The 24316-nt window shown below is 65.5% G+C and carries 25 protein-coding genes; 15 read left to right on the forward strand and 10 right to left on the reverse strand.

The genetic code is table 11. From position 1 onward, the window contains the following. Positions 1-14 precede the first annotated feature (14 nt). A complete protein-coding gene (locus ABUE31_RS20210; protein ID WP_367725540.1) occupies positions 15-869 on the reverse strand; it encodes a metal-dependent phosphohydrolase in 855 nt (284 codons plus the stop codon). Positions 870-1067: 198 nt separating this feature from the next. Further along, positions 1068-1682 (reverse strand): DUF922 domain-containing Zn-dependent protease, encoded by a 615-nt coding sequence (locus tag ABUE31_RS20215; RefSeq protein WP_367725541.1) that lies wholly within the window; start codon positions 1680-1682, stop codon positions 1068-1070. A 157-nt stretch (positions 1683-1839) separates the two neighbouring features. Between ABUE31_RS20215 and folP the strand changes: the two genes are divergently transcribed. From folP to folK, 3 genes are read left to right on the forward strand one after another with little or no spacing between them, the layout of a single operon-like run. Beyond that, on the forward strand, positions 1840-2682 hold the full coding sequence (folP, locus tag ABUE31_RS20220; protein ID WP_367725542.1) for a dihydropteroate synthase: 843 nt from the start codon (positions 1840-1842) through the stop codon (positions 2680-2682). Between the two features lie 2 nt (positions 2683-2684). Beyond that, complete coding sequence (gene folB / locus ABUE31_RS20225; protein ID WP_367725543.1) at positions 2685-3044, forward strand: dihydroneopterin aldolase; 360 nt, start codon at positions 2685-2687, stop codon at positions 3042-3044. Beyond that, a complete protein-coding gene (gene folK, locus ABUE31_RS20230) occupies positions 3028-3552 on the forward strand; it encodes a 2-amino-4-hydroxy-6-hydroxymethyldihydropteridine diphosphokinase (RefSeq protein WP_367725544.1) in 525 nt (174 codons plus the stop codon). Before folB ends, folK begins: the two co-directional genes overlap by 17 nt. Before the next feature lie 45 nt (positions 3553-3597). Here folK and ABUE31_RS20235 read toward each other — a convergent pair whose 3' ends face one another. The 3 genes from ABUE31_RS20235 to ABUE31_RS20245 form a co-directional block, all read right to left on the reverse strand. Continuing rightward, the gene (locus ABUE31_RS20235; RefSeq protein ID WP_367725545.1) at positions 3598-4008 is read right to left on the reverse strand and encodes a hypothetical protein; all 411 of its coding nucleotides are present in this window, start codon (positions 4006-4008) and stop codon (positions 3598-3600) included. Between the two features lie 105 nt (positions 4009-4113). Continuing rightward, positions 4114-5379 (reverse strand): M23 family metallopeptidase, encoded by a 1266-nt coding sequence (locus ABUE31_RS20240; protein WP_367725546.1) that lies wholly within the window; start codon positions 5377-5379, stop codon positions 4114-4116. Positions 5380-5482: 103 nt separating this feature from the next. Then, positions 5483-5950 carry a peroxiredoxin gene (locus ABUE31_RS20245; protein WP_367725547.1) on the reverse strand — a complete coding sequence of 156 codons (468 nt, stop codon included), beginning with the start codon at positions 5948-5950 and terminating at the stop codon, positions 5483-5485. A gap of 92 nt (positions 5951-6042) precedes the next feature. Between ABUE31_RS20245 and ABUE31_RS20250 the strand changes: the two genes are divergently transcribed. Beyond that, positions 6043-9441 carry an AsmA-like C-terminal region-containing protein gene (locus ABUE31_RS20250; RefSeq protein WP_367725548.1) on the forward strand — a complete coding sequence of 1133 codons (3399 nt, stop codon included), beginning with the start codon at positions 6043-6045 and terminating at the stop codon, positions 9439-9441. A 3-nt stretch (positions 9442-9444) separates the two neighbouring features. On the opposite strand, the gene tyrS is transcribed toward ABUE31_RS20250, so the two are convergent. Then, positions 9445-10698, reverse strand: a complete 1254-nt coding sequence (gene tyrS / locus ABUE31_RS20255) for a tyrosine--tRNA ligase (RefSeq protein ID WP_367725549.1) — start codon at positions 10696-10698, stop codon at positions 9445-9447. A 99-nt stretch (positions 10699-10797) separates the two neighbouring features. Between tyrS and ABUE31_RS20260 the strand changes: the two genes are divergently transcribed. After that, the gene (locus ABUE31_RS20260) at positions 10798-11934 is read left to right on the forward strand and encodes an anhydro-N-acetylmuramic acid kinase (RefSeq protein WP_367725550.1); all 1137 of its coding nucleotides are present in this window, start codon (positions 10798-10800) and stop codon (positions 11932-11934) included. Between the two features lie 92 nt (positions 11935-12026). Continuing rightward, complete coding sequence (locus tag ABUE31_RS20265) at positions 12027-12431, forward strand: hypothetical protein (RefSeq protein WP_367725551.1); 405 nt, start codon at positions 12027-12029, stop codon at positions 12429-12431. Positions 12432-12601: 170 nt separating this feature from the next. On the opposite strand, the gene ABUE31_RS20270 is transcribed toward ABUE31_RS20265, so the two are convergent. Continuing rightward, the gene (locus tag ABUE31_RS20270; protein WP_367725552.1) at positions 12602-13276 is read right to left on the reverse strand and encodes an alpha/beta hydrolase; all 675 of its coding nucleotides are present in this window, start codon (positions 13274-13276) and stop codon (positions 12602-12604) included. A gap of 224 nt (positions 13277-13500) precedes the next feature. On the opposite strand from ABUE31_RS20270, the gene ABUE31_RS20275 reads away from it, so the two are divergent. From ABUE31_RS20275 to sufA, 8 genes are all read left to right on the forward strand, one after another. Further along, complete coding sequence (locus ABUE31_RS20275; RefSeq protein ID WP_367725553.1) at positions 13501-14664, forward strand: cysteine desulfurase family protein; 1164 nt, start codon at positions 13501-13503, stop codon at positions 14662-14664. A 175-nt stretch (positions 14665-14839) separates the two neighbouring features. Beyond that, entirely contained in the window at positions 14840-16357 is a 1518-nt protein-coding gene (gene sufB / locus ABUE31_RS20280) for a Fe-S cluster assembly protein SufB (RefSeq protein WP_367725554.1), read from the forward strand. Between the two features lie 52 nt (positions 16358-16409). Beyond that, positions 16410-17165 carry a Fe-S cluster assembly ATPase SufC gene (gene sufC, locus ABUE31_RS20285; RefSeq protein ID WP_367725555.1) on the forward strand — a complete coding sequence of 252 codons (756 nt, stop codon included), beginning with the start codon at positions 16410-16412 and terminating at the stop codon, positions 17163-17165. A gap of 16 nt (positions 17166-17181) precedes the next feature. Beyond that, positions 17182-18450 (forward strand): Fe-S cluster assembly protein SufD, encoded by a 1269-nt coding sequence (gene sufD / locus ABUE31_RS20290; protein WP_367725556.1) that lies wholly within the window; start codon positions 17182-17184, stop codon positions 18448-18450. A 20-nt stretch (positions 18451-18470) separates the two neighbouring features. Continuing rightward, positions 18471-19712 (forward strand): cysteine desulfurase, encoded by a 1242-nt coding sequence (locus ABUE31_RS20295; RefSeq protein WP_367725597.1) that lies wholly within the window; start codon positions 18471-18473, stop codon positions 19710-19712. A 5-nt stretch (positions 19713-19717) separates the two neighbouring features. Continuing rightward, complete coding sequence (locus ABUE31_RS20300) at positions 19718-20140, forward strand: SUF system Fe-S cluster assembly protein (protein WP_437344161.1); 423 nt, start codon at positions 19718-19720, stop codon at positions 20138-20140. After that, entirely contained in the window at positions 20137-20676 is a 540-nt protein-coding gene (locus tag ABUE31_RS20305; RefSeq protein WP_367725558.1) for a DMP19 family protein, read from the forward strand. The genes ABUE31_RS20300 and ABUE31_RS20305 overlap by 4 nt, the downstream gene beginning before the upstream one ends. A 161-nt stretch (positions 20677-20837) precedes the next feature. Beyond that, positions 20838-21224 (forward strand): Fe-S cluster assembly scaffold SufA, encoded by a 387-nt coding sequence (gene sufA, locus ABUE31_RS20310; protein WP_367725559.1) that lies wholly within the window; start codon positions 20838-20840, stop codon positions 21222-21224. 2 nt (positions 21225-21226) lie between these two features. Here sufA and ABUE31_RS20315 read toward each other — a convergent pair whose 3' ends face one another. After that, a complete protein-coding gene (locus ABUE31_RS20315) occupies positions 21227-21724 on the reverse strand; it encodes a GFA family protein (protein ID WP_367725560.1) in 498 nt (165 codons plus the stop codon). Between the two features lie 93 nt (positions 21725-21817). On the opposite strand from ABUE31_RS20315, the gene ABUE31_RS20320 reads away from it, so the two are divergent. Beyond that, positions 21818-22144, forward strand: coding sequence for a TfoX/Sxy family protein (locus ABUE31_RS20320; protein WP_367725598.1), 327 nt, complete (start codon positions 21818-21820; stop codon positions 22142-22144). 58 nt (positions 22145-22202) lie between these two features. Here ABUE31_RS20320 and ABUE31_RS20325 read toward each other — a convergent pair whose 3' ends face one another. Continuing rightward, the gene (locus tag ABUE31_RS20325) at positions 22203-23120 is read right to left on the reverse strand and encodes a pseudouridine-5'-phosphate glycosidase (protein ID WP_367725561.1); all 918 of its coding nucleotides are present in this window, start codon (positions 23118-23120) and stop codon (positions 22203-22205) included. 19 nt (positions 23121-23139) lie between these two features. After that, positions 23140-24081 carry a carbohydrate kinase family protein gene (locus ABUE31_RS20330; protein ID WP_367725562.1) on the reverse strand — a complete coding sequence of 314 codons (942 nt, stop codon included), beginning with the start codon at positions 24079-24081 and terminating at the stop codon, positions 23140-23142. Positions 24082-24316: the final 235 nt, after the last annotated feature.

A 24316-nucleotide genomic window follows, 5' to 3' on the forward strand; every position in this document is an offset into this window, starting at 1 on the left:
GGGTTCCAAAGCCGTCAGGCGGGACCGGGGAAGGGCCCGATGCGGCACGGGCGATGCTCGGTCTGGAAGAGGTTGCTGTCCAGGTTGGCGATCCACTGCTTGCCTTCGGTGGTCAGCTCCAGGTAGCGGATCGCTTCCTGGATGTAGGGCTCGACCTGTTCCTTGAAGAAGCGGGTGTACATCGAGGCAAGGTCGGCCGGGGTCTTGCAGCCGAGCTTCTCCGTCATTCCGGTTTCCGCCATCTCCGCAAACAGCGCATTCAGCTTGCGGTGATAGTAGGGGTCGGCAAGCTGGCCGATAAGGTCGGCTGCCCGCACGAGAGCGCCTTCGGTGTCGGTTCGGCGGTATTCGGGGTCGGAGGGAACCGGAAAGCGCGTCATCTCGATCGCCGCGGCAATGCGCTCCTGGTCGACGAACTGGGACGAGGTGAAGCGCTGGCGGGCGTAGATCTTTCCGCGGTCGACATGGTAGGGCGCGAGGATGGCGTCGGACGCCCCGCGGGCCGGCGTAAAGTTCCTGCCGCTCTCGTCGATGACCATGGTGCTGTCGGTGTCGCCGGCGCACACGCCCCGGACCATGCCGATGTCATGGACGAGCAGGGCGCAGGTGTAATGAAGCCAGTCGTCGGGCGTCAGGGATTCGGACAGCAGGCGGCCACGGATGATCTGCTGTCCGCACAGCGTCACCATGATCGTGTGCTCGACGTTGTGGTAGAGCGCGTTGGAGTTTCCGATGCGCTCCAGGACGAGGCGCGCCGCGCCCCCCATGTAGGCGGCGTATTCCGGCCGCCGGTGCGCAAAGTACTGGAGATACAGTTCGGACAGATAGTCGCCCAGTCGATCTGCCATGATGGAAATGGGATTCAGCATCGAAGCCACCGCCCACCGTTTGGAAGTCTGACCGCCGAACCATCGGCCTCGGACCGGGCCGAGTCAATGTGTATGCTATGTCCGGCGTGATGGACGGAGGTGGCGGCCGCTCGCAATCCCGACGCCATGCGGCCAAGACACACGGCGGGCTGCGCCCGTTTCGCGGAGCGATGCGCCCGCCCGATGCCGCGAACAGGCCTACCCGGCGATTTCGCCGGACTGGATCCGGTTGATGCGCTGGCGCATCAGCCTCAGAATGCGCTTCTCGAAATTTGCGCTTTCGATGCGATCAAACTTGGCCTGGGCGCGATCGTGTTTCTTCAGGACGGCGTCAGCTGTGGCCTTGGCCTTTCCGGCTGCGATTGCACAGGATTTCTGCCTGCCGATCCTCATGAGTTTCCGTTCGAGCTGGCGTGCATAGTCGCTGGCGATCCGGACGTGCTGTTCCTCATGGCGCTTGATGTCGATCGAGAGCGAATCCCAAACGAGGCGTGTGTCCTGATCGGCGCGGGCGCGTTGCCGCCACCGAGGCAGGATGACCGTTGCCTTCACCGTGACCGTTGCTTCCGCGACACGGCACGTTCCTTTCTGCTCGGCGTAGCCGATGCGGGTGTTGAACTGCATCTGCGTCGCGCCGGGATGGCGCTGCCCGGTGCTCTTTACCGTAGGGCCGCGACGGTTCAGTTCGGCCTCCAACTCCTCCAGCGTCCTGCCGCCGACGGAGAAGTAGCTGTAGGTCTTGGACACGTTTTCAGCCGAAGCAGGCAGGATTGCCAGCCCCATGAAGGCGACGGCGAGCAGGGTTCGGATCATGCGGGTGCCTTATTTTCCTGAACTTTGCGTCAGCCGGGAACGGCGCGCAACGGAAATCGTTTGCCTCGACGTTTTCGTGAACCTGACGGACAAAGTCGTTGATTTTCCGCCGCGCTGGCCGCATGGCATCGCGCGGATGGGACAACGGCCAGCGACGATGACCGGCAAACGATGGCAACTGGCGCACGGACGCCACCTGGACCTCGGCGCGAAGGCCGAGGTCATGGGCGTGCTCAACGTCACGCCGGACAGCTTTTCCGATGGCGGGCGCTTCGACGACCCAGAGCGCGCGCTGGCCCAGGCGCGGCGCATGGCGGAAGAGGGCGCTGCCATCATCGACGTCGGCGGGGAATCGACGCGGCCGGGAGCCGAGGCGGTGACGGCGCTGGAAGAGCAGCGCCGGGTATTGCCGGTCATCGAGGCGCTTGCCGCCGAAGGCGCCTGCCTGGTCTCGGTCGACACCTACCGCGTCGAGACGGCGCGGCTTGCGCTTGCTGCGGGCGCCCATATCGTCAATGACGTCTGGGGCCTGCAGCGCGAGCCCGACATCGCGCGTCTGGCGGCGGAACAGGGGGCGGGGCTGGTTATCATGCATACCGGCCGCGGCCGCGAGAAACTGCCGGATGTGATCGCCGACCAGTTCGCCTTCCTGAACCGGTCGCTGGAGATCGCCGCAGCCAGCGGCATCGCCCGCGGCAGCATCGTCCTCGACCCCGGCTTCGGTTTTGCCAAGGAGGCGGACGAAAATCTCGACCTGATGGCGCGGTTCGGCGAACTCTCCGCCTTAGGGCTGCCGCTGATGGCCGGCACGTCGCGCAAGCGCTTCATCGGCAACGTCACCGGACGCGACCCGGGGCACCGGGACGTGGGAACCGCAGCGACGAGCGTCATCCTTCGGCTGAAGGGCGCCGCGCTGTTCCGCGTCCATGATGTCGCAATCAACAGGGATGCGCTGGCCTTCGCCGATGCTATGCTCGCGCGCGACAAGTCCGGACGATAGCCATGTACCAGATCCGCATGAAGAACTGCGCCTTCTTCGCCCGCCACGGCGTCTACGACGAGGAGGAGATGCTCGGCCAGCGCTTCTACGTCGATGCGACGCTGACCGTCGATCCCGGGCAGGCGCTGGAGAACGACGCGATCGACGGGACGGTCGACTACGGCGTGGCGTTCCAGGTGATCGAGAAGATCGTCACCGGTGAGCGGCGCTTCTTGATCGAGGCGCTGGCGCTCGAAGTCGGCAAGGCGCTGACCCAGCGCTTTCCGCAGATCGGCCGCGCCGAGATCACGGTGCGCAAGCCCAATGCGCCGGTGCCCGGCGTCCTGGACCATGTCGAGGTGACCGTTGCCTGGCCGCAGTAGGGAAAGGGTCTATCTCAGCCTCGGCGGCAATCTCGGCGAGCCGGACAAGGCGATGGCGGCGGCGCTGCGCATGCTCGACGCCGACCCGGCGACGCAGGTGGTCGCCGTGTCGTCGCTCTATCGCACACCGCCGTGGGGCAATACCGACCAGCCGGATTTCCTGAACATCGCCGCGGAACTGGCGACCACGCTGCCGCCGCGCGGCCTGCTCGACGCCTGTCTCGACGCCGAGCGGAGGCTGAAGCGTGTCCGGCAGGAGCGCTGGGGACCAAGGCTGATCGACATCGATATCCTCGTCTTCGGCGACCGCACCGTCCATGAGAGTGGTCTCGAAATCCCGCACCCGCGCATGCTGGAACGCGCCTTCGTGCTTGCGCCGCTGGCTGAGGTCGCCCCCGCCTTCGAGGTGAAGGGGCGTTCGCTGGCCAACTGGCTTGCGCACATCGACGCGACCGGCATCGAAAAGCTGCCATCGGAAACCGGCTGGTGGCGGCGCCTGGGCGCCTGAAGGGGCAGGGGCGGCGAGGTGGTTCGACGACCCTGCCGTCCCAGATCAGTGTAGACCGCCGCCGAGGGCGGTCACTCCGACGAAGCGGTTTTCCTGGTCGAGCTGGCACGCATAGGCTCTCGTCCCTTCGGTGCCCTTGTCGATGGCGACGTCGATGGTGATCGAACCATCGGCTGCGATCTGGCGCTCGCCGGCCCTGGCCAACTGCGGCGTGGCTTCGTGCAAGAAGGCGACCTGGTCGATGCAGAAGGCAACCTGCAGGTTCGGCTTGATCGGGCTGGTTCCCGTGGCCATGACCTTTGGCGGGTCCTCTTCGGCTGCCTGAGCCGCCGACGCCACGGCGCCCGGCGGCAAAGGCTTGTCCTTTGAAACGTCGAGTGCCGCCGTCGGATTGCCCGAGGACGTGCAAGCCGCGAGAATAATAGTGGCGAATGCAACGCCGATCGCGATCTTCATCCTGCCGCCTTCAGAATAGCGCCCCGCAGCCACCGAAACAAATAGTACTCTTCCAGTCTCGCTGCCAATCCACACCGGCGCGCGGGTCGCGTCGCCGGTTGGAATTCAAAGGTATTGCGCGACCTTCTTGCCCGCCTTGATGAAGCGGACCGGATTCAGCGCCTCGCCGTCGCGACGAACTTCGTAATGCAGGTGCGGGCCAGTGGAGCGGCCGCTGCTGCCGACCTTGCCGACGATGTCGCCCGCGGTGATCGCCTGGCCTTCCTTGACGAGAATCTTGCTGAGATGGGCGTAGCGTGTCGAAAAGCCGTTGGCGTGCTGGACCTCGACCATGCGACCGTATCCGCCATTCCATCCGGCCTTGATCACGGTGCCGCCGGCCGTCGCGCGCGCTGGCGAGCCTGTCGGAGCCCGGAAATCCATGCCTGAATGCATCGCCGGCATGCCCAGCAGAGGATCCTGGCGCACGCCGAACGAACTTGAAATCGAATGCCCGGGCGACGGGTTCGCGATCGGCAGGCCGCGTGCGTGCGACTTTATTCTGTCAAGCAGATCAATTGCTTCGTCGAGGTCTTTCACCTTACTGTCGAAAAGGGCAGGGGTGTCGATCGGAACCAGCGGGCCACCCATCGCGCTCTTGCCAGGGTCGTCTTCGATGTCCAGGCCTGCGTCGTCGAGGGCGTTCGAAATCGCGTCTGCCGTCTCGTAAGCGTCTTCGGCAAGCGCGTTGATCCGGGTCACCTGCTCCGCCTCAATCGCCTGCAGCGACCGGTTTATGGCGACGAAGACCCGGTCGGCTCGATCGGCTGGCGTTTCCCCTGTCATGGAAGCGGTTCGCGTCGACCACAGCGAGAACGATGCCTGCGTAGCTGCGGCCAGCGCGACGTCGTGGCTTCCAAGCTCGGACAGGCTGGCGCGAAGATCCGGTTGTCCCGGGACGGCCGGCGTCGGCTCGGCAGCCGTCGTGGAGGCACCTTCGACCCTGTCGAGCAGCGGCCCCAGGCGTCCGTGGCGTTGCGACAGTTGCGACTGGCGCTCGATGAGCTCGCCGACCCGCGTCTCCATCAGCTGCTGGTCGAGCATCTGGCGGCTGGTGATGCGATCGACCTGAGCGCGAAGGGCGGAGATGCGGTCCTCGTAGGCCTGCTGCATGCGCGCCTGCCGCGCCGTGGTGGCGTCGATCAGATCGTCCCTGAGCACGAGGTAGGAGGTGGCGAGGAGATAACCGATGGCGATGGCGGCGAAGGCCGATCCCGCCAATGCCACGATCCATGGCCTGACCTGGAAATGGCGTATGTCGTCACCGCGGGCGATGATGACCGTGTGCGGCTCCCTGCGCCTGCCGAAGACCGTTGATCCTGCCTCTTTCACCCGAACGCGCGCCCCATTCCGCCAGGATTGCGATGGCGCCGATTACACATTGTTAGGGTTAATAAAGCCCTTCTCCGGGGCGCCCGGGCCAGGGGAACGGGCGCTAGAGACCTGCGACGGCTTCGAGCACCTCCTCGGCATGGCCGGGAACCCTCACCTTCGGCCAGATGCGAGCGATTTTGCCGTCGCGATCGATCAGCACCGTGGTGCGCACGACGCCCATGTACTTGCGGCCGTACATCGACTTCTCGGCCCACACGCCGTAGGCCTCGATGGCGTCGCGCGATTCGTCCGACGCCAACTGGGTCGTGAGCGCGTGCTTTGCGCGGAATTTCTCATGCTTCTGCAGGGTGTCGGGGGAGATCCCGACCACCACCGCTCCCGCCTTGTTGAAGGAGGCTTCCAGTCGGGAGAAATCGATGGCTTCGCGGGTGCAGGAGGCGGTATCGTCCTGCGGATAGAAGAACAGCACCACGATTTTGCCGCGAAGCTCTGTCAGCCGGATCGTTCCGCCGCCATCGACCGGCAGCGTGAACTGCGGCGCTTCGTCTCCAACTGCCAGTCCGGCCATGGCCATGTCCTTGATCGGGTTACATGAAAGCCGCACAGATATAGTCTGCGGCAAGAGTCGTCTACGTCGCGCGTATCAGAACGGAAGTTTGGGTGGAGCACGAAACACCTCCGCACGAGAAGATAAGGTTCAGGCGAAACGAGATCACCGATCTCGCGCGCTTTCCGTCGGCTGAGCCAGGCGCGAGGCCTGCCCGGCAATGGCTGCCGAAGCGGTTCGGCAGGATGCTGCTCCGTGTAGCGGCGGGCACGGCGGTGCTGATTGCCGTGGTCCTGCTTGCCGTCTATGCGCTGGGTGTCTCCGGTATCGGCTCGGAGCGTCTGCGCGTCGCCGCCGAAAAGGCGATCGAGGAAGCGGCAGGTTTCGATGTCGATGCCTCGGTCGGACCGGCCCGCTTTGCGTTTGACGGGATTCGACTGCTGGCAATCGATGTCCGTGAGGTCAGGCTGCGGCGTGCCGACGATGGCAAGGCCATCGCGGATGTCGGCAAGATCAGGCTGGGCGTTCGGCTGGCGCCGCTTCTCTCGGGCGACGTGCGCATCTCGACGGTTGGCCTGTCGGACGCGCGCATCATGCTCGCGGCCATTCGCAACGGCGCCGATACCGACTGGGCGGCAGCCTTGCGCAACGGGGTTGGCCTGATCGAACCCGACCTGGTCACCAGCGCCGTATTCGCCTCCGCCCATCATGCGCTGGACGCCATGGGGTCGAAGTCGCTGAGGCGGCTCGCGCTCGAGAACGTCGAACTGGTCCTGCCGGCAGGCGATGGCGTCGCCAGCATTAACGTTGTGGACGCCAGGCTTGCGGAGTCGCGCGGCGACAGCCTCACCTTTTCGGCAACGCTCGACCTCGGTGGCCGCATGATCGAGGCGACGGCCAGCGCGCGTCGCGACCGGACGAGCAGCCTGATTTCGGGACTGGAGATCAGCGCCACGTCGCCCGCCGTCGAAACCGCGTCGAGCACCGCCACGCGCATCGGCGCGGTTGACCTGACGCTGAACGGCGCAGAGACGGACGGCGCCGAACCGCCCCGGCTCAGCGCTTCGCTCAAGCTAGCGGAGTCCGCTCTCGACCTGGAGCGGCGGGGCGTGCTTTCGGGCAATATCGACCTCGACGTCCACTTCGTCAGCGGATCCGACCGCATCGAGATAGACAAGCTGCGGGCGCAGATCGGGCGGTCCGTGCTCGATTTCAGGGGCCGCATCGGTCCGCGCCCGCCGACGGGCGAACCCGGCGACCAGCCGGGCTACAGGTTCAACCTGGTCAGCACCCGCTCGACCATCGCGCCCGAAGGCTCCCCCGAACCGGCTATGGTCACCGCTTTGCAGCTGACGGGCGCCTACCAGACCGTGGACAAGGTGCTTTCGCTCGACGACATCATCGTCAAGGGCGGGCGAGGCGAGGCGCTCGGCACGGCCTCGATGCGTTTCGTGGAGGGGCAGGCGCCAGGGCTGTCGGTAGCCTTCAACGTGCATGAGATGTCGGTTTCCCAGGTCAAGCAACTCTGGCCCTGGTTCGCCGGGCGGGGCGCCAGGAACTGGGTGCTGAACAACGTCTTCGGCGGCAGGGTCACCGATGCGCAGTTGCAGTACCGCGTCGAACCCGGAAGGCCGAGCGGTGCGGAGCTTCCGCTCAGGGCGAACGAGTCGTTCGGCACATTCAACCTCACCGGTACGCGCTTCGACACCGCAGGGCTGATCCCCCCGGTGCGCGATGCGACTGGAGCGGTCAACTACCGCGGCAACGACGTCGATATCACGTTGTCGTCGGGCACGGTGTACCTGCCAAGCGGCCGTACGGTTGCGGCGAGCAACGGCATCCTTTCGGTCAAGGAGGCCAATGTGCAGCCGGTCATCGGCGCGCTCGACATCGATGTCGCGGGCACAGCGCCTGCCGTGGCGGAGCTCGCCTCGTACGATCCGATCAACGCGATGCGCCATGTCGGCCTGGTGGCCGACGATTTTACCGTCGGCGAGGTCTCCGGCAAAGTGAAGGCCGACATCCCGCTGCAGAAAGGCGTTGATCGGGACAGGCTGAACTGGCTGGTGTCGCTGAACTACAATGGTCTCGCCATCGCCAAGCCGGTCGATGGCCAGATGGTCTCGGAAGCTGAAGGCACAATTGTTGTCGAGAAGACCAAGGCGGTGATCGCCGCGACCGCAAAGCTGAGCGGGGTCCCGGCCAGGATCGACGCGGTCGAGCCCCTCGGCGACGGCGATGCCGAGCGCAAGCGACTGATCACCCTGACGCTCGACGCCAAGGCGCGCGAGGCGGTGGCGCCGGGCCTGGCAGGCCTGGTGGACGGGCCGATCGAGGTGAAGGTCGATGCGATCGGCGGCGGCAAGCGCATGGTGGACGCCGACCTGACTTCGGCGCAGTTGAACATCCCCTGGGCAGGGTGGAGCAAGGGCCCGGGCATTGCGGGGCGTGTGAGCTTCCAGATCGAGAACGCCGGCGACGTCGCGACACTCTCCGACTTCAACTTGAGCGGCGCCAGCTTCGGCATTGCGGGCTCGGCGGTGCTGTCGAAGGGGAGCCTGAGCGAAGCGAGCTTCTCGAGTGTCAAGCTGAACCGCGGCGACGACGTCGTGGTGGCGGTCAAGCAGTCCGGAAACGGATACCGGATCGACATCAAGGGCAAGTCCCTGGACGCCCGCTCCGTCATCCGGCAACTGACGGCGGACGCCGACACCGCTGCGAAGGCCGCCGACGGGGGATCGGTCTCCGTCACGGTCGACGTCGACCGCGTGTCGGGTTTCCACGACGAGAAGCTGGATGGCTTCAAGCTGGACTATCGCGGGACCGGAGAAAAGGTCGACCGGCTCGCGGTCGACGCCACGACCAGTTCGGGCGCGAAGGTCGAGCTGCGCAACGGCAGCGGCGAAGGCGGCCGGCGGACGATGCGCATGGCATCCTCCGACGCCGGAGCGGTGCTCAGGTTCCTCGACATCTATCCGCATATGCAAGGTGGCAGGATCGACCTCGCACTCGATGGCGCGGCGAACGGCCCGATGACCGGCAAGGTCGATGCGCGCGACTTCGTGCTTGTCAACGAACCGCGCCTTGGATCCATCGTCTCGACGACGCCTCCCGGCGGCGACCGCAGCCTGAACCAGGCGGTCAAGCGCGACATCGACACGTCGCGCGTCAACTTCGAACGCCTCTATTCGCAGATCGAGAAGGGAGCCGGCTATCTCAGCCTGTCCAACGGCATCCTGCGCGGCCCGCTCGTCGGCGCGTCGTTCCAGGGCATGCTCTACGACAAGCAGGGCAACATGGACATGACCGGCACCTTCATGCCGGCCTACGGCCTCAACCGCATCTTCGGCGAGATTCCGATCATCGGCGTGCTGCTCGGCAACGGCCGCGACCGGGGACTGATCGGCGTGACCTTCAAGCTGGCCGGCGATGCCGACGCGCCCGCCATCCAGATCAATCCGCTGTCGGTGATCGCGCCCGGAATTTTCCGCTCGATCTTCGAGTTCCGCTGAGCCTCAGCCCGGCCGCACCAGGACGTGCTTCTTCTTGCCCAGCGACAGCTTGACGGCGCCGTCGGCGGTCAAATCCGCCGCGGTCACGAGCCGGCGCTCGTCGGAAACGGGCTCGTCGTTGAGGCGCACCGCGCCGCCCTGCACGTGTCGCCTCGCTTCACCGTTGGACGATGCGAGGCCTGCCGACACGAACAGCGCGAGGATGCCGACGCCTTCGTCGAAACGCGCCGTATCGACGGTGACGGTGGGCAGGGTGTCGGCGGTAATCCTCTCCTCGAAAGTCTTGCGCGCCGTCTCCGCCGCCTGATCGGCCGCCGCGCGCCCGTGCAGCATCGCCGTGACTTCGGTCGCCAGCACCTTCTTGGCCTCGTTGATCTCCGAGCCGCCGAGCGCGGCCAGCCTGGCGATCTCGTCCAGCGGCATGGTCGTGTAGAGTTTGAGGAAGCGCTCGACGTCGGCGTCTTCCGTGTTTCGCCAGTATTGCCAGAAGTCGTAGACGCTGAGCATGTCGGCGTTCAGCCACACCGCGCCGTTCATCGACTTGCCCATCTTCGCGCCCGACGCTGTGGTCAGGAGCGGCGAGGTCAGCGCGTAGAGTTGCGGCGTGCCGAGACGATGGCCAAGGTCGATGCCGTTGATGATGTTGCCCCACTGGTCGGAGCCGCCCATCTGCAGGCGAAGGCCGTAGCGCTTGTTGAGCTCGACGAAGTCGTAGGCCTGCAGGATCATGTAGTTGAATTCGAGGAACGACAGCGACTGCTCCCGGTCGAGCCGCTGCTTGACGGAATCGAACGAGAGCATGCGGTTGACCGAAAAGTGCTGGCCGACGTCGCGCAGGAACTCGAGGTAGTTCAGCGGCATCAGCCACTCGGCGTTGTTGACCATCATCGCGTCGCGCTCGCCGTCGCCGAAGGTCAGGTAGTTGGCGAACACCTTCTTGATGCCGTCGATGTTCTGCTGGATCGTCTCGACGGTCATCAGCTTGCGAGCTTCCTCCTTGAAGGAGGGGTCGCCCACCATGCCGGTGCCGCCGCCCATCAGCGCGACCGGGCGATGGCCTGTCTGCTGCATCCAGTGCAGCATCATGATCTGGATGAGCCCGCCGGCATGCAGGCTCGACGCCGTCGGGTCGAAGCCGATATAGCCCGACACGATCTCCTTGCGGAACAGGTCGTCGAGGCCGGTCTCATCCGATATCTGGTGGATGAAGCCGCGCTCCGAAAGAATGCGCAGGAAATCGGACTTGAAGGCGGACATTTCGTAATCCCGAGAGAGTGCCGGCGCTCCGGCCACATGGCAAGTTGGTGGCGGGCGTGTAGCATTCGCAAGCGGTGAATCACAAGAACGGCGGCGAAAATGACGACAATGCGCGCGATCGGCCTGATGAGCGGCACGTCGATGGACGGCATCGACATTGCCGCGCTCGAAACCGACGGCGAGACGGTGACCACGCGGGGGCCGACCCGCTTTGCGCCTTACGAGGCGGCATTCCGCCGGCGCCTGGAGGCGGCGCTCGAAACCGCGAAGTCGATCGTCGATCGCCGCGACCGACCAGGCGACCTGGCCGATCTGGAGCGCGAGATCACGCGCCGCCACGTGCAGGCGGTGCGGGACTTCCTGGCGGCGGTCGGGGAGGAATGGCGCAGTCCCTCCGTGGTCGGGTTCCACGGCCAGACCGTGCTGCACAGGCCCGGCCTGGGCGTGACGGTTCAGTTGGGCGATGGAGCGCTGCTCGCTGACGAACTCGCCGTGCCCGTGGTTCACGACATGCGCGCAAACGACATGCTCCGCGGCGGGCAGGGCGCGCCGCTCGTGCCTGCCTATCATGCTGCCCTGGCCCGTTCGCTGCCCGACGCCTTCGTCGCGCAACTGCCGATGGTGTTCGTCAACATCGGCGGCATCTCCAACATCACCTACGTGCCGCGGGACGGCGATCCCATCGCGTTCGACACCGGCCCGGGGAACACGCTGATCGACCAGTGGGTGTCGCGCGAGGCTGGCGTGCCGTTCGACGCCGGGGGCGCCATCGCAAGCGAGGGGAGCGTGGTGCGTTCCGTCGTCGCGCGCTACCTCGACAATGCGTTCTTCGCGAAGGAGGGACCGAAGTCTCTCGACCGCAACGACTTCAATCTCGATCCTGCCGAAGGGCTCGAACTCGCCGACGGCTCGCGCACGCTTGCCGCCGTTTCGGCCGAAGCAATCCTGAAGTCGGTCGAGCACCTGCCCGAGATGCCGAAGCTCTGGATCGTTTGCGGCGGAGGGCGCAAGAACGCGCGGATCGTCGACGACCTGCGCGCCGGCGCCGAGAGGATGCGGGCGAGCGTGGCGGTGGCCGAGGATGCGGGTCTTGACGGCGATGCGACCGAGGCCGAGGCGTGGGCGTTCCTGGCTGCGCGTTCGCTGCGCGGCCTGCCGCTGACTTTTCCGACGACGACGGGATGCAAAGAGCCTGCGACCGGCGGTGTGCTGAACAAGCCAAAGGGCGCGCGGTAGAACCACGCGCCCTTTAAAAAAACACAGCCGAAGCTGCGTCCTGTTACTTCTTGGCTGGAGCCTTCTTTGCCGGAGCCTTCTTGGCGGCAGGCTTGGCCGTAGCCTTGGCGGCGGGCTTCGCAGCAGCCTTGGCGGCAGGCTTCTTTGCCGGAGCCTTCTTCGCGGCCGGCTTGGCAGCGGCCTTCGCAGCAGGCTTCTTTGCAGCAGGCTTCGCGGCCGCCTTGGCAGCCGGCTTCTTTGCAGCGGGCTTTGCCGCAGCCTTGGCCGGGGCCTTCTTCGCGGCAGGCTTGGCAGCGGCCTTGGCGGCCGGCTTCGCAGCAGCTTTCGCGGCGGGCTTGGCAGCAGCCTTGGCGGCGGGCTTCGCCGTCTTCTTCACTGCAGGTTTCGCAGCAGCCTTCGCAGCCGGCTTTTTCGCGGCGGGCTTCGCCGTCGCCTTCGGCTTGGAAGCTACCGCAGCTATGGCACGCTTCTTGGTAGTTTCAGTCTTGCTCACGTGAGTTCCCCCTCGTCTAGGGATTGTGATTCGTCACCATCGGAGCGTGACACGCAGTAAGTCGGCTGTCGAGTATCTGTAATGCGCACGGCATAACTTTCCACCGCGCCCCTGTCGCCAAGGTCACGGCAGTCGATCGACGGGGATTATTGCCGCGCGCGCCGAAGCGCGCGATCAGCGCAGCCGCTTCGGTCGCGGATCGGACAGTTCGCCCGCCAGCCGGCGGTCGAGATAGTCGGCGCATTCCTCGATCAGCACATCGGTGTCGTTCGAGAAGAAATGGTTCGCACCGGCGAGCGTCTTCTGCGTGATCGTTATGCCCTTCTGCGTGTGCAGCTTGTCGACGAGCGCCTGCACGTCCTTCGGCGGCGCGACCTTGTCGGCGTCGCCGTGGATGATGAGGCCCGACGACGGGCAGGGCGCGAGGAAGGAGAAGTCGTAGGTGTTCGGTTGCGGCGCGATCGAGATGAAGCCTTCGATTTCCGGACGACGCATCAGGAGCTGCATGCCGATCCACGCGCCGAACGAATATCCGGCGACCCAGCAGTTCTTGGAGTCGGGATGCAGCGACTGGATCCAGTCGAGCGCGGCGGCCGCGTCGGAGAGCTCGCCCGTGCCGTGGTCGAACTCGCCCTGGCTGCGGCCGATGCCGCGAAAATTGAAACGCAGGGTGGTGAAGTTCCTCTTCTGGAACATGTAGAACAGGTCGTAGACGATCTTGTTGTTCATCGTCCCGCCGAACTGCGGATGCGGATGAAGGATGATCGCGATCGGCGCGTTCTTTTCCTTCGAAGGCTGGTACCGCCCCTCGAGGCGACCGGACGGACCCGCAAAAATGACCTCAGGCATGAAAACTCCATCACCGCTTCAGTACTGCCGTCTGGATCAATTCCTCCCGCAGCCTTGACGCGGGTTGTTCGCCTGCCTAGAAGCTAGTTTAGAATTGTTCAAAAGTGGGCGGCGTTACGCACCCAACCGGCAAAGCGCGTAAATAGGACGGCTGCGCTTGCAAATTCAAGGAAATAACGCGTCCTTCATCGATATTGCGCCGTGAGGCGACGGACCTCGACGACATGACCGGGCATCGCGCCTATCTCGACTACAATGCGAGCGCGCCGCTGCTTCCCGAAGCGCGGTCGGCGATGCTGACCGCGCTCGACGCGGCGGCAAACCCGTCGTCGGTCCACCGCGAGGGTCGCGCTGCGCGCGGCATCGTCGAGGCGTCCCGGCGCGACGTCGCCGCGCTGGTCAATGCGAGTGCGGAGCACGTCGTGTTCACCTCCGGCGCGACGGAAGCCGCGACAACGCTGCTGACGCCCAACTGGCGTATGGGGCGCGGCGACCTGCGGATGTCGAAGCTCTACGTATCGGCTGCCGACCATCCTTGTCTGCTGAACGGCGGACGGTTCCCCGCAGATGACATCGTGCGCGTCGGCGTCGGGCGTGACGGCGTGTGCGACCTCGATGCGCTTTCCGCCGCGCTCGCTGCCCACGACCGCACCGATGGCCTGCCGCTGGTCGCCATCCATCTCGCCAACAACGAGACGGGCGTCATCCAGCCTGTTCCTGCGATTTCGGCGATCGTGAAAGCCGCAGGCGGCGTGCTGGTGCTCGACGCCGTGCAGGCGGCCGGGCGCATCGCGCTCGACATCGCCGTTGGGGCGGCGGACTTCGTCATTCTCTCCTCGCACAAGATCGGCGGCCCAACGGGCGCCGGGGCGTTCGTCGCAGCGTCAGACCTCATGATGCCGAAGCCGCTCGTCACCGGCGGCGGGCAGGAGAAGGGCCATCGCGCCGGAACGGAAAATCTCGCCAGCATCGCCGGCTTCGGCGCGGCCGCCCGCGCCGCACGCGAAGCGCTGTCGCGCATCGACGGAATCGCAGCCCTGCGCGACGGGATCGAAAATACAATCCAGTCGCTCGCCCCGGACGCCGAGATCTTTGGACAGGGCGCCGAGCGTCTTGCCAACACGACATTCTTCGCCATACCGGGCGTGAAAGCCGAGACGGCGCAGATCGGATTCGATCTCGCCGGCGTCGCGGTGTCGGCGGGGTCGGCCTGTTCCTCGGGCCGGGTCGGGCCGAGCCATGTCCTCAAGGCGATGGGCAGGGAGAACGATGGCGGTCTGCGCGTGTCGATCGGGCACGGCACGACGCCGGACGATATCGAGCTATTCGCCTCCGCGCTGTCCGGCTTGCTGGCGCGCCGCGGCGGCAGGGCGAGCGAAGCCGCGTAGGCGGAGTTGAAGTTTCGGCCGATAGGCCGTGAGCCGGTGCGTTTTCGGGACGGTGTCATGCCGTCCGCCGGGGTGAATTCCCGGGAAGAGCGTACTATATTGAACTTACGCCGTTCCAGCGGCGCCATAGTTTGAAAACGGCCGGGCCTTGAACCCGGCATGGATGGAGAACGCGATGCCTGCCGTGCAGGAGACGATCGATCGAGTCCGCAAGATCGATGTCGATCAATACAAATATGGCTTCGAGACAGAGATCGAGACGGACAAGGCTCCCAAGGGCCTGTCGGAGGACACGATCCGCCTTATCTCTGCGAAGAAGGGCGAGCCCGAATGGATGCTCGAGTGGCGGCTCGACGCATTCCGCCGCTGGCTGACCCTCGATGAGCCGACCTGGGCGCGCGTCGACTATCCCAGGATCGATTTCCAGGACATTCACTATTATGCGGCACCCAAGTCGACGCCCGGGCCGAAGTCGCTCGACGAAGTCGATCCGGAGTTGCTGAAGGTCTACGCCAAGCTCGGCATTCCGCTGAGCGAGCAGGAGATACTCGCCGGCGTGCAGAAGCCGACCAGTGACGACGGGCTGGGCGAGGCGAACGACAACGCCGCGCCACGCCGGGTCGCGGTCGATGCCGTCTTCGATTCCGTATCCGTCGTAACGACCTTCAAGGACGAGTTGGCCAAGGCCGGCGTCATCTTCTGCTCGATATCAGAGGCCATCCGTGAGCATCCCGAACTGGTGAAGAAGTATATCGGCACGGTCGTGCCGACATCAGACAATTTTTATGCGACGCTGAATTCCGCCGTGTTCACCGACGGCTCCTTCGTCTTCGTGCCGAAGGGCGTGCGTTGCCCGATGGAGCTGTCGACCTACTTCCGCATCAACGAGAAGAACACCGGCCAGTTCGAGCGCACGCTGATCATCGCGGAGGAGGGCGCCTACGTCTCCTACCTCGAGGGTTGCACGGCGCCGCAGCGCGACGAAAACCAGCTGCACGCCGCCGTGGTCGAACTGATCGCGCTCGACGACGCCGAGATCAAATATTCGACCGTGCAGAACTGGTATCCGGGCGATGCCGAGGGCAAGGGCGGCATCTACAACTTCGTCACCAAGCGCGGCGACTGCCGCGGCGACCGCTCCAAGATCTCCTGGACGCAGGTCGAGACCGGCTCGGCGATTACCTGGAAATACCCGTCCTGCATCCTGCGCGGCGACGACAGCCAGGGCGAGTTCTATTCGATCGCGGTTTCGAACGGCTACCAGCAGGTCGACAGCGGCACCAAGATGATCCACCTCGGCAAGAACACCAGGAGCCGGATCATCTCCAAGGGCATCGCCGCCGGCTTCAGCCAGAACACCTATCGCGGCCAGGTCTCTGCGCATCGCAAGGCGACCGGGGCGAGAAACTTCACCAACTGCGACAGCTTGCTGATCGGCGACCAGTGCGGCGCGCACACCGTGCCCTACATGGAAGCCAAGAACGCGACCGCCAAGTTCGAGCACGAGGCGACGACGTCGAAGATTTCCGAAGACCAGAAGTTCTACGTCATGCAGCGCGGCGTTCCCGAGGAGGAGGCCATCGCGCTCATCGTCAACGGCTTCGTCAAGGAAGTCATCCAGGAATTGCCGATGGAGTTCGCCGTCGAGGCGCAGAAGCTGATCGGCATCAGCCTTGAAGGATCGGTCGGCTAGGCCACCCACCAGATACAGGCCTATGGCCGCAACGAGACAGAGACGGACTACAATGCTTGAAATCAGAAACCTCCATGCCCGCATCGCCGAAGACGGCACGGAAATCATCCGCGGCCTGAACCTCACGGTGAACAAGGGCGAGGTCGCCGCCATCATGGGCCCGAACGGCTCCGGCAAGTCGACGCTTTCCTACGTGCTCGCGGGACGCGAGGACTATGAGGTCACCGAGGGCGACATCCTCTACGACGGCGAGTCGATCCTCGAACTCGATCCGGCCGAGCGCGCGGCGAAGGGCATCTTCCTCGCCTTCCAGTACCCGATGGAAATACCGGGCGTGGCGACGATGGAGTTCCTCAAGGTGGCGATGAACGCGCAGCGCAAGGCGCGCGGCGAGGAGCCGCTGTCGATCCCGGAGTTCATCAGGCGCGTGAAGGAAGCCTCGGGCGATCTCTCGATGGACATGGCCATGCTCAAGCGCCCGCTCAATGTCGGTTTCTCCGGCGGCGAGAAGAAGCGCGCCGAGATCCTGCAGATGAAGCTGCTGGAGCCGAGGCTCTGCGTGCTCGACGAGACCGATTCCGGCCTTGACATCGACGCGCTGAAGATCGTCTCCGACGGCGTCAACGCGCTACGTTCGCCGGACCGTGCGTTCCTGGTGATCACCCACTACCAGCGCCTTCTGGAGCACATCGTGCCTGATAGCGTGCACGTGCTCTACAAGGGCCAGGTGATCAAGTCCGGCGACAAGAGCCTGGCGCTGGAACTGGAAGAAAACGGCTATGCCGGCGTCGTCGGCGAGGCGGCCTGAGGCCGGAGGTGAAGTCATGAACGTTCATGCTGCCCCTCAGCTGACGCCGGCCGAAACGGCCCTCGTCAGCGCGTTCGGCGAGCGCCTGTCGCTGCTGCCCGGCGACGGCCACATCATGGCGCGGCGCGACAGCGCCATCGAGGCGATCAAGGCCGGCCTGCCGACCAAGCGCGTCGAAGCCTGGCACTATACCGACCTGCGCCGTCTTCTGACCGACGTGCCTGCCTTCGACCAGACTGCGAGGGCCGCGGCGGTCGCGCCCGTGCTCAAGGGTTCGGTCGTCCTGCCGTTGCTGAACGGCGTCTCCTCGGCGAAGACCGACGCGCTCGAAGGCGTAACCGTCCGACGCGTCGCCGCCAGCCTGGAAGACGGCGGCCTGGCCGCAACGCTGGAGCCGCGCGGCTCCGACGACGCGGTCGGCATGCTCAACGCCGCATTCGTGGCCGACGGCTACCACGTCGATGTCGCCGACGGCGCCGAAGTCAACCAGCCGATCGAACTGCAGAACGTGCAGGCGGGCGGTCAGGCGCATGTGCGTCTGCCGGTGCGCGTCGGCGACGGCGCGAAGGCCGTCATCATCGAGCGCCAGACCGGAACCGGCAACGGCTTCGTCAGCTCGGTCGCCGACGTGACTGTCGGCGACGGCGCCGAACTGACCTGGCTGATCGTGCAGGAACAGCCCGAGACGGCCACGCACCTCGGCCAGTTCAACGCTTCGATCGGCAAGGATGCCAAGCTGACCGTGTTCGTCATGAACGCCGGCGGCAAGCTGGTGCGCCAGGAGATCAACGTGCAGGCGAGGGGCGAAGGCTCGACCTTCACCCTGCGCGGCATCAATCTTCTGGCCGGCGACACACACACGGACATGACCATGGTGCTGGACCATGCCGTGCCGCACACGGACTCCACCGAGGTCATCCGCAACGTGGTGACCGGCAAGGCGCGCGGCGTCTTCCAGGGGCGCATCAACGTGCACCAGTATGCGCAGAAGACCGACGCCAAGATGGCCTGCAACACGCTGTTGCTGTCCGACGACGGCGAGTTCTCGACCAAGCCGGAACTGGAGATCTTCGCCGACGACGTGCAGTGCGGCCACGGCGCGACCGTCACCGAGATCGACCGCAACCACCTGTTCTACCTGATGGCGCGCGGGGTCGACGAGAAGTCGGCGCGCGGCCTGCTGGTGAAGGCGTTCGTGGCCGAGGTCATCGAGGAACTCGAGGACGAGACGATCGTCGATGCGCTCGAGGCCAGGCTCGACGCGTGGTTCGCGGAGCACGGGTGAGGGGCAGTGACAGGCTGACGATGGACCAGAAAGTCGAAAACGCCCCCTACGACGTCGAGGCGATCCGCCGTGACTTCCCGATCCTTGCGCGCGAAGTCTACGGCAAGCCGCTCGTCTATCTCGACAACGGCGCCTCGGCGCAGAAGCCGCAGGTGGTGCTGGACGCCATCCAGCACGCCTATGCCAGCGAATACGCCAACGTGCACCGCGGCCTGCATTTCCTCTCCAACGCCTCGACCGACGCCTATGAAAAGGCGCGGGAAACGGTGCGCCGCTTCCTGAACGCGCCCAGCACCGACAACATCGTCTTCACCTCCAACACGACCGCCGCGATCAACACCGTCGCTTATGGCTTCGGCATGCCGAACATCGGCGCCGGCGACGAGATCGTTCTGTCGATCATGGAGCATCACTCCAACATCGTGCCCTGGCACTTCATCCGGGAGCGGCAGGGCGCCAAGCTGGTCTGGGTGCCGGTCGACGACCAGGGCGCGTTCCACATCGAGGAATTCGAGAAGCGGCTGACCTCGCGCACGAAACTCGTCGCGATCACGCAGATGTCCAACGCGCTGGGCACGGTGACGCCGATCAAGCAGATCGTCGAGATCGCCCACGCAAAAAACATCCCTGTGCTGGTCGACGGCAGCCAGAGCGCCGTGCACATGCCGGTCGACGTGCAGGATCTCGGCTGCGACTTCTTCGTCTTCACGGGACACAAGGTTTACGGTCCATCCGGCATCGGCGTGCTCTACGGCAAGTCCGAGATGCTGGAGCGCATGCGCCCGTTCAAGGGCGGCGGCGAGATGATCGAGGACGTCAGCGAGGAAAACGTCACCTACAACGCCCCGCCGCACCGCTTCGAGGCCGGCACGCCTCCGATCGTGCAGGCGATCGGGCTGGGCGCCGCGCTCGACTACATGGACGCGGTCGGCCGCGACCGCATCGCCGCGCACGAGGCCGACCTCAAGGACTATGCGCATGAGCGGCTGCGGTCGATCAATTCGCTGCGCATCTTCGGCGATGCGCCCGGCAAGGGGGCCATCGTCTCCTTCGAACTGCAGGGCATCCACGCGCACGACGTGTCGATGGTGATCGACAGGCAGGGCGTCGCGGTACGGGCGGGCACGCATTGCGCCCAGCCGCTGCTGAAGCGGTTCGGCGTGACCTCCACCTGCAGGGCGTCGTTCGGCATGTACAATACGCGCGCCGAGGTGGACGCGCTGGTCGAGGCGCTGGAAAAAGCGCGGAAATTCTTCGGGTGATGGCGATGGAAGAGGCTAAGACCGCGACCGAGACCGCTGACGCTGCTGCCGGCACCCCGGCCGACGCCCCGGTACAACTGGACGCCGCCCCCGCGCCGGCATCGTCCATCCCCGCGGACGAACTGGCGCGGCTGACCGACGATATCGTCTCGGCGCTGAAGACGGTCTACGACCCGGAAATCCCGGCAGACATCTACGAGCTCGGCCTGATCTACAAGATCGACATCGAGGACGACCGCTCGGTGAAGATCCAGATGACGCTGACCGCGCCCGGCTGCCCGGTCGCCGGCGAGATGCCCGGCTGGGTTCAGAACGCGGTGGGCGCCGTGGAAGGCGTCTCCGACGTCGAGGTCGACATGGTGTTTGACCCGCCCTGGACGCCGGATCGCATGTCAGAAGAGGCCCAGGTCGCGGTGGGGTGGTATTGAGGCGATTCATCTTCGCGACAGCATTGGCGGTGGTTGTTGTCGCTCTGGGAAAACCAATTGCGGCCGAGGAACCGAACATCCAGTTGCCGAGTGGCTCTCTGCTCTTTGACAAGTACAAGGATGAGTTTTGGGCTGCGCTCGAACATCGTCCGCTTTACGATGCGTTGATACGGCGCTTACCTGCAAACGTTCCGGAGGCTGTCGCTGCTTGGTGGCTCACCGCTGAGGTCGAGAATGGCGGCTTCGATCAGTATTTCCACAATTCCTATGGCGCTATGATCGATGAAGCCATTCGTGGTCTGGAACTGACGGGGCAGATCAAGTTCGCGTCGGCGGCTCGACTGGCAAAGGATGAGTTTGGTGGCGAGGTGCCCTTCGATAGGGAAAAGCGAATGCTCGCAGTCGAGACAATTTGCGATAAGAATGACCGATGCTGGAGTGCCGCCCAAGCGGTGTATTATTCCGTCGCTGATGACGAGTGGGCTCGCTATCGGGATCAGGCTGACGAGTTCGCGAAGGCGCTCTTGAACAGATAGCCGTTGGTTGTCGAAGTCACGTGAGGGGCAATTTCATCTGAAGCACCGCCGTCTGCTCAGGTTGTCAGATCGACGCCACAACTTGCATCGGGCCAAAAACTTCACCATTTTAGGGATGAATCATCCGGCAGGCCTTGAACCTGCATGGCTTGGAGACTGACATGGGACGCTTCGCCGTCATTTCGATGACCGACGCCGCCGCCGAGCGCGTCAACGAGATCGTTGCCAGCCGCGACAACGCCAGGGGTGTGCGCCTCGGCATCAAGAAGGGCGGCTGCGCCGGCATGGAGTACACGGTCGACCTCGTTACCGAGCCGAAGGCCGGCGACGACCATGTCGAGAAGAACGGCGCGCAGGTCTGGGTCGCGCCGGAAGCCGCGCTCTTCCTGCTCGGCACCGAGATGGACTTCGAGAAGACCACGCTGCGCACCGGCTTCACCTTCCGCAACCCCAACCAGAGTTCGGCCTGCGGCTGCGGCGAATCCGTCGAGCTGCAGCCCGCCGACCTCAAGGCGCTTGCAGAAGCGCGCGCGGCGAGCGCGGCGTAGGGCTACGCCACCCACATCTTCGTGCGCTTGTGCCAGTCGGCGATCGACTCCTCGGGGTAGGCGTCGAAAGCCTTGTCGCCCTTGCGAATGCTCGGCTCGACCCATGATGCCTTGTACTTCAGCATGATGTGGACGCGCTCCCTGGGCTTGGGCAGTTCGCTGTCGATCGCCGAGGCGAACGGGTGCACCAGTTCCGGCCAGGTCGGATCGTAGAGCCACAGGGCCGATCCGCATTTCCTGCAGAAATTCCGCTCGCCGGTGGACACCTCGCAGCGCGGCCGCTCTTCGTCCTGGATTTCTGCACGGTAGACGCCGAGGCTGCGCTTGCCATCCACCTTCAGCGTGGACGATATCCCGCCGAGGTTGATCGCATATCCGCCTCCGCCCTGCTGCTTCCGGCAGATCGAGCAGTAGCAGAGCATGAACGGCGCCGGCGTGTGGCTTTCGAACTCGAAGCCGACCGCCCCGCAGCGGCAAGACCCTTTGAGCAGAACCGGCATGACCGTGCTCCCGATGTCAGACCTCGGCAGGATAGAGCGGCAGCCGGGCCATCCGCAATGACAGCCGCCATTCCTGCTGCCATAATCGACCGCATGGACGCCGACGCGATTTCCGACCTGTTTTCCGGACTGGGTCCGGTCTCGATCCGCCGCATGTTCGGCGGCAAGGGTATCTATTTCGACGGCGTCATCATCGCCGTCGAACTGCGCGGCGAACTCATGCTGAAGGGGGATGCGACCGTCGCGCCGGAGTATGAGGCGGCGGGCGCGACGCAGTGGACCTACGTGCATTCGCGCCACGGCAAGTCGGTGGCTATGCCCTACTGGTCGCTGCCCGACGGTGCCGCCGACAGCGCCGACGAAATGGAGCCATGGGCGCGCAAGGCCTATGAGGCCGGTATCCGGGCGGGCAAGGGCTGATCGCCGCTATCGACGTTCGGGGGCTGCCAAGCTTGGCCGGAAGCTCCGCGCCTGAACGCTAGAGCGCTTTCGCGATCCGCGCCGCGATGCGCGCATTGTTTTCGACCAGCGCGATGTTGGTCTTCAGGCTCCGGCCGTCGGTAAGCTCAAGAATCTTGCCGAGCAGGAACGGCGTCACCGCCTTGCCGGCGATCTTCTGCTCCGCGGCGGCGCGGTGCGCGGCCGCGATGTAGCGCGCCATCTCGCCGGCCGGGATCTCGTCCTCTTCCGGCACCGGATTGGCGACCAGCATGCCGCCGTCGAGGCCGAGCTTGCGACGCGTCTCGAACAGCGCCGCGATGTCCTCGGGCCGCTCCAGGCGCAGCGGCGCGCGGTAGGGCGACTGGCGCGACCAGAAGGCGGGCATGATGTCGGCGGCCAGCGCTACCACCGGCACGCCGCGCGTCTCCAGCACCTCCAGCGTCTTCTCGATGTCGAGGATCGCCTTGGCGCCCGCCGACACCACGACGACCGGGGTGCGCGCCAGTTCGTCGAGGTCGGCGGAAATGTCAAAACTCTCTTCCGCGCCCTTGTGGACGCCGCCGATGCCGCCCGTGGCGAAAACCCTGATGCCGGCCATGCGTGCGCAGATCATGGTCGCGGCCACCGTGGTGCCGCCCGTGCGCCCCTGCGCGACCGCGAAGCCGAGGTCGGCGCGCGACAGCTTCATGGCGCCGCTTGCAGTCGCCAGCGATTCCCGCTCGCCGTCGGACAGGCCGACCTTGATGCGGCCGCCGACCACGGCGATGGTGGCGGGCACCGCGCCTTCCTCCGCTATGATGCGCTCGACATTTGCCGCCATCACGCTGTTGTCGGGATAGGGCATGCCATGCGTGATGATGGTACTTTCGAGCGCAACCACGGGGCGGCCGGCGGCAAGCGCGTCGGCCACGGCCGGCAGAAGGTCGACGAAGGGGCGGGCGGTATCGGGCGTCATGGCGTCTCCAGGACCCGCGTCATTGCACCTTCACGGGCGCCGGCACAAGGGCCAGCGCCTCGGCGAAGTCGACCTGCGACAGCGCCGGGGTGGAGCTTGGACACTCGACCGCGAGCATGGAAGCCGCCATGCCTTCGCGCAGGGCCGCATCGTACGACGCCCCGTCGAGAAGCGCGACCGTCATCGTCCCGGCAAGCGCGTCGCCGGCGCCGGTAACATCGGCGATCCTCCGCGGCGTCGGCGGCGTCACCGAGAACATGTGGAAAGCGTCGAAGCCGACGACCGGCCGGTCGCCCTGCGTGATGACGCCGCGCGCCAGGCCGAGCGCGCGGAGCCTCCCGACGATCGTCTCCACAGGATCGTCCTGCGCCGTGCCGGCGAGCGCCGCGGCTTCGCGCCGGTTCATGAACAGGCAGGCGAGCGCGGGCAGGATGCCGGACATCCGCTTGACCTTCGCCGGTGATATGGCGATCGCGAAGACCGGCCGGTCGGCACTAAGCGCCGCCAGCCGCTCCAGCCCCGCCGCCGGAATATTGGCGTCGCAGAGCACGGCGTCGGCCTCGGCTAGCGCCTCGCGCACCTTGGCGCGCCTCAACTGCTTGGGGAACGCGGCCTCGTAGAGCTGCATGTCGGCGAGCGCCGCCACGACATCGCCGTCGCGGTCGAGCAGCGCGGTGTAGCTCGGCGTCGCCCGGTCGAGGAAGATCGCCGAAAGGTCGGCGATGCCGGCTTGCGCCATCGCTTCGGCCACGGCATCGCCGGTCGAATCTCCGCCGCGCACCGACATCATGGCGCCCAGGGCACCGCGACGGACGGCCGTTCGCAACGCGTTGAACGCGCCGCCGCCGACCTCCTCGCGCATCGTTCCGGGGATCGACGCGCCCGGCACGAAGGCGTCCGTCATCTGCCCGCGCCTGTCGATATGGGCGCCGCCGACGGCTACGATTTTCGGAGAGGCCATTGCACGCCCGGTCTGCACGCGAATCCAGTCGAGATTAGGTTGCCCGGTCGACGCCCGCAACCGGCCCTCCGAATCATCGGACACCGCGACGGGCGACGTGATGCCGCGGCCCGGCATGTGGATACATCCCGCATCAGGGGGATGCGAATGAACCGGGAACAAATCCGGTTATGCCAAATCAATCAGTGTGATAGGGGTTCTTGCAAAATGAGAACAAAGAGGGTACACATTATGT

Origin of the sequence: Mesorhizobium marinum, from assembly GCF_040813675.1 — a bacterium.
Classification (GTDB): Bacteria; Pseudomonadota; Alphaproteobacteria; order Rhizobiales; family Rhizobiaceae; genus Mesorhizobium_K; species Mesorhizobium_K marinum.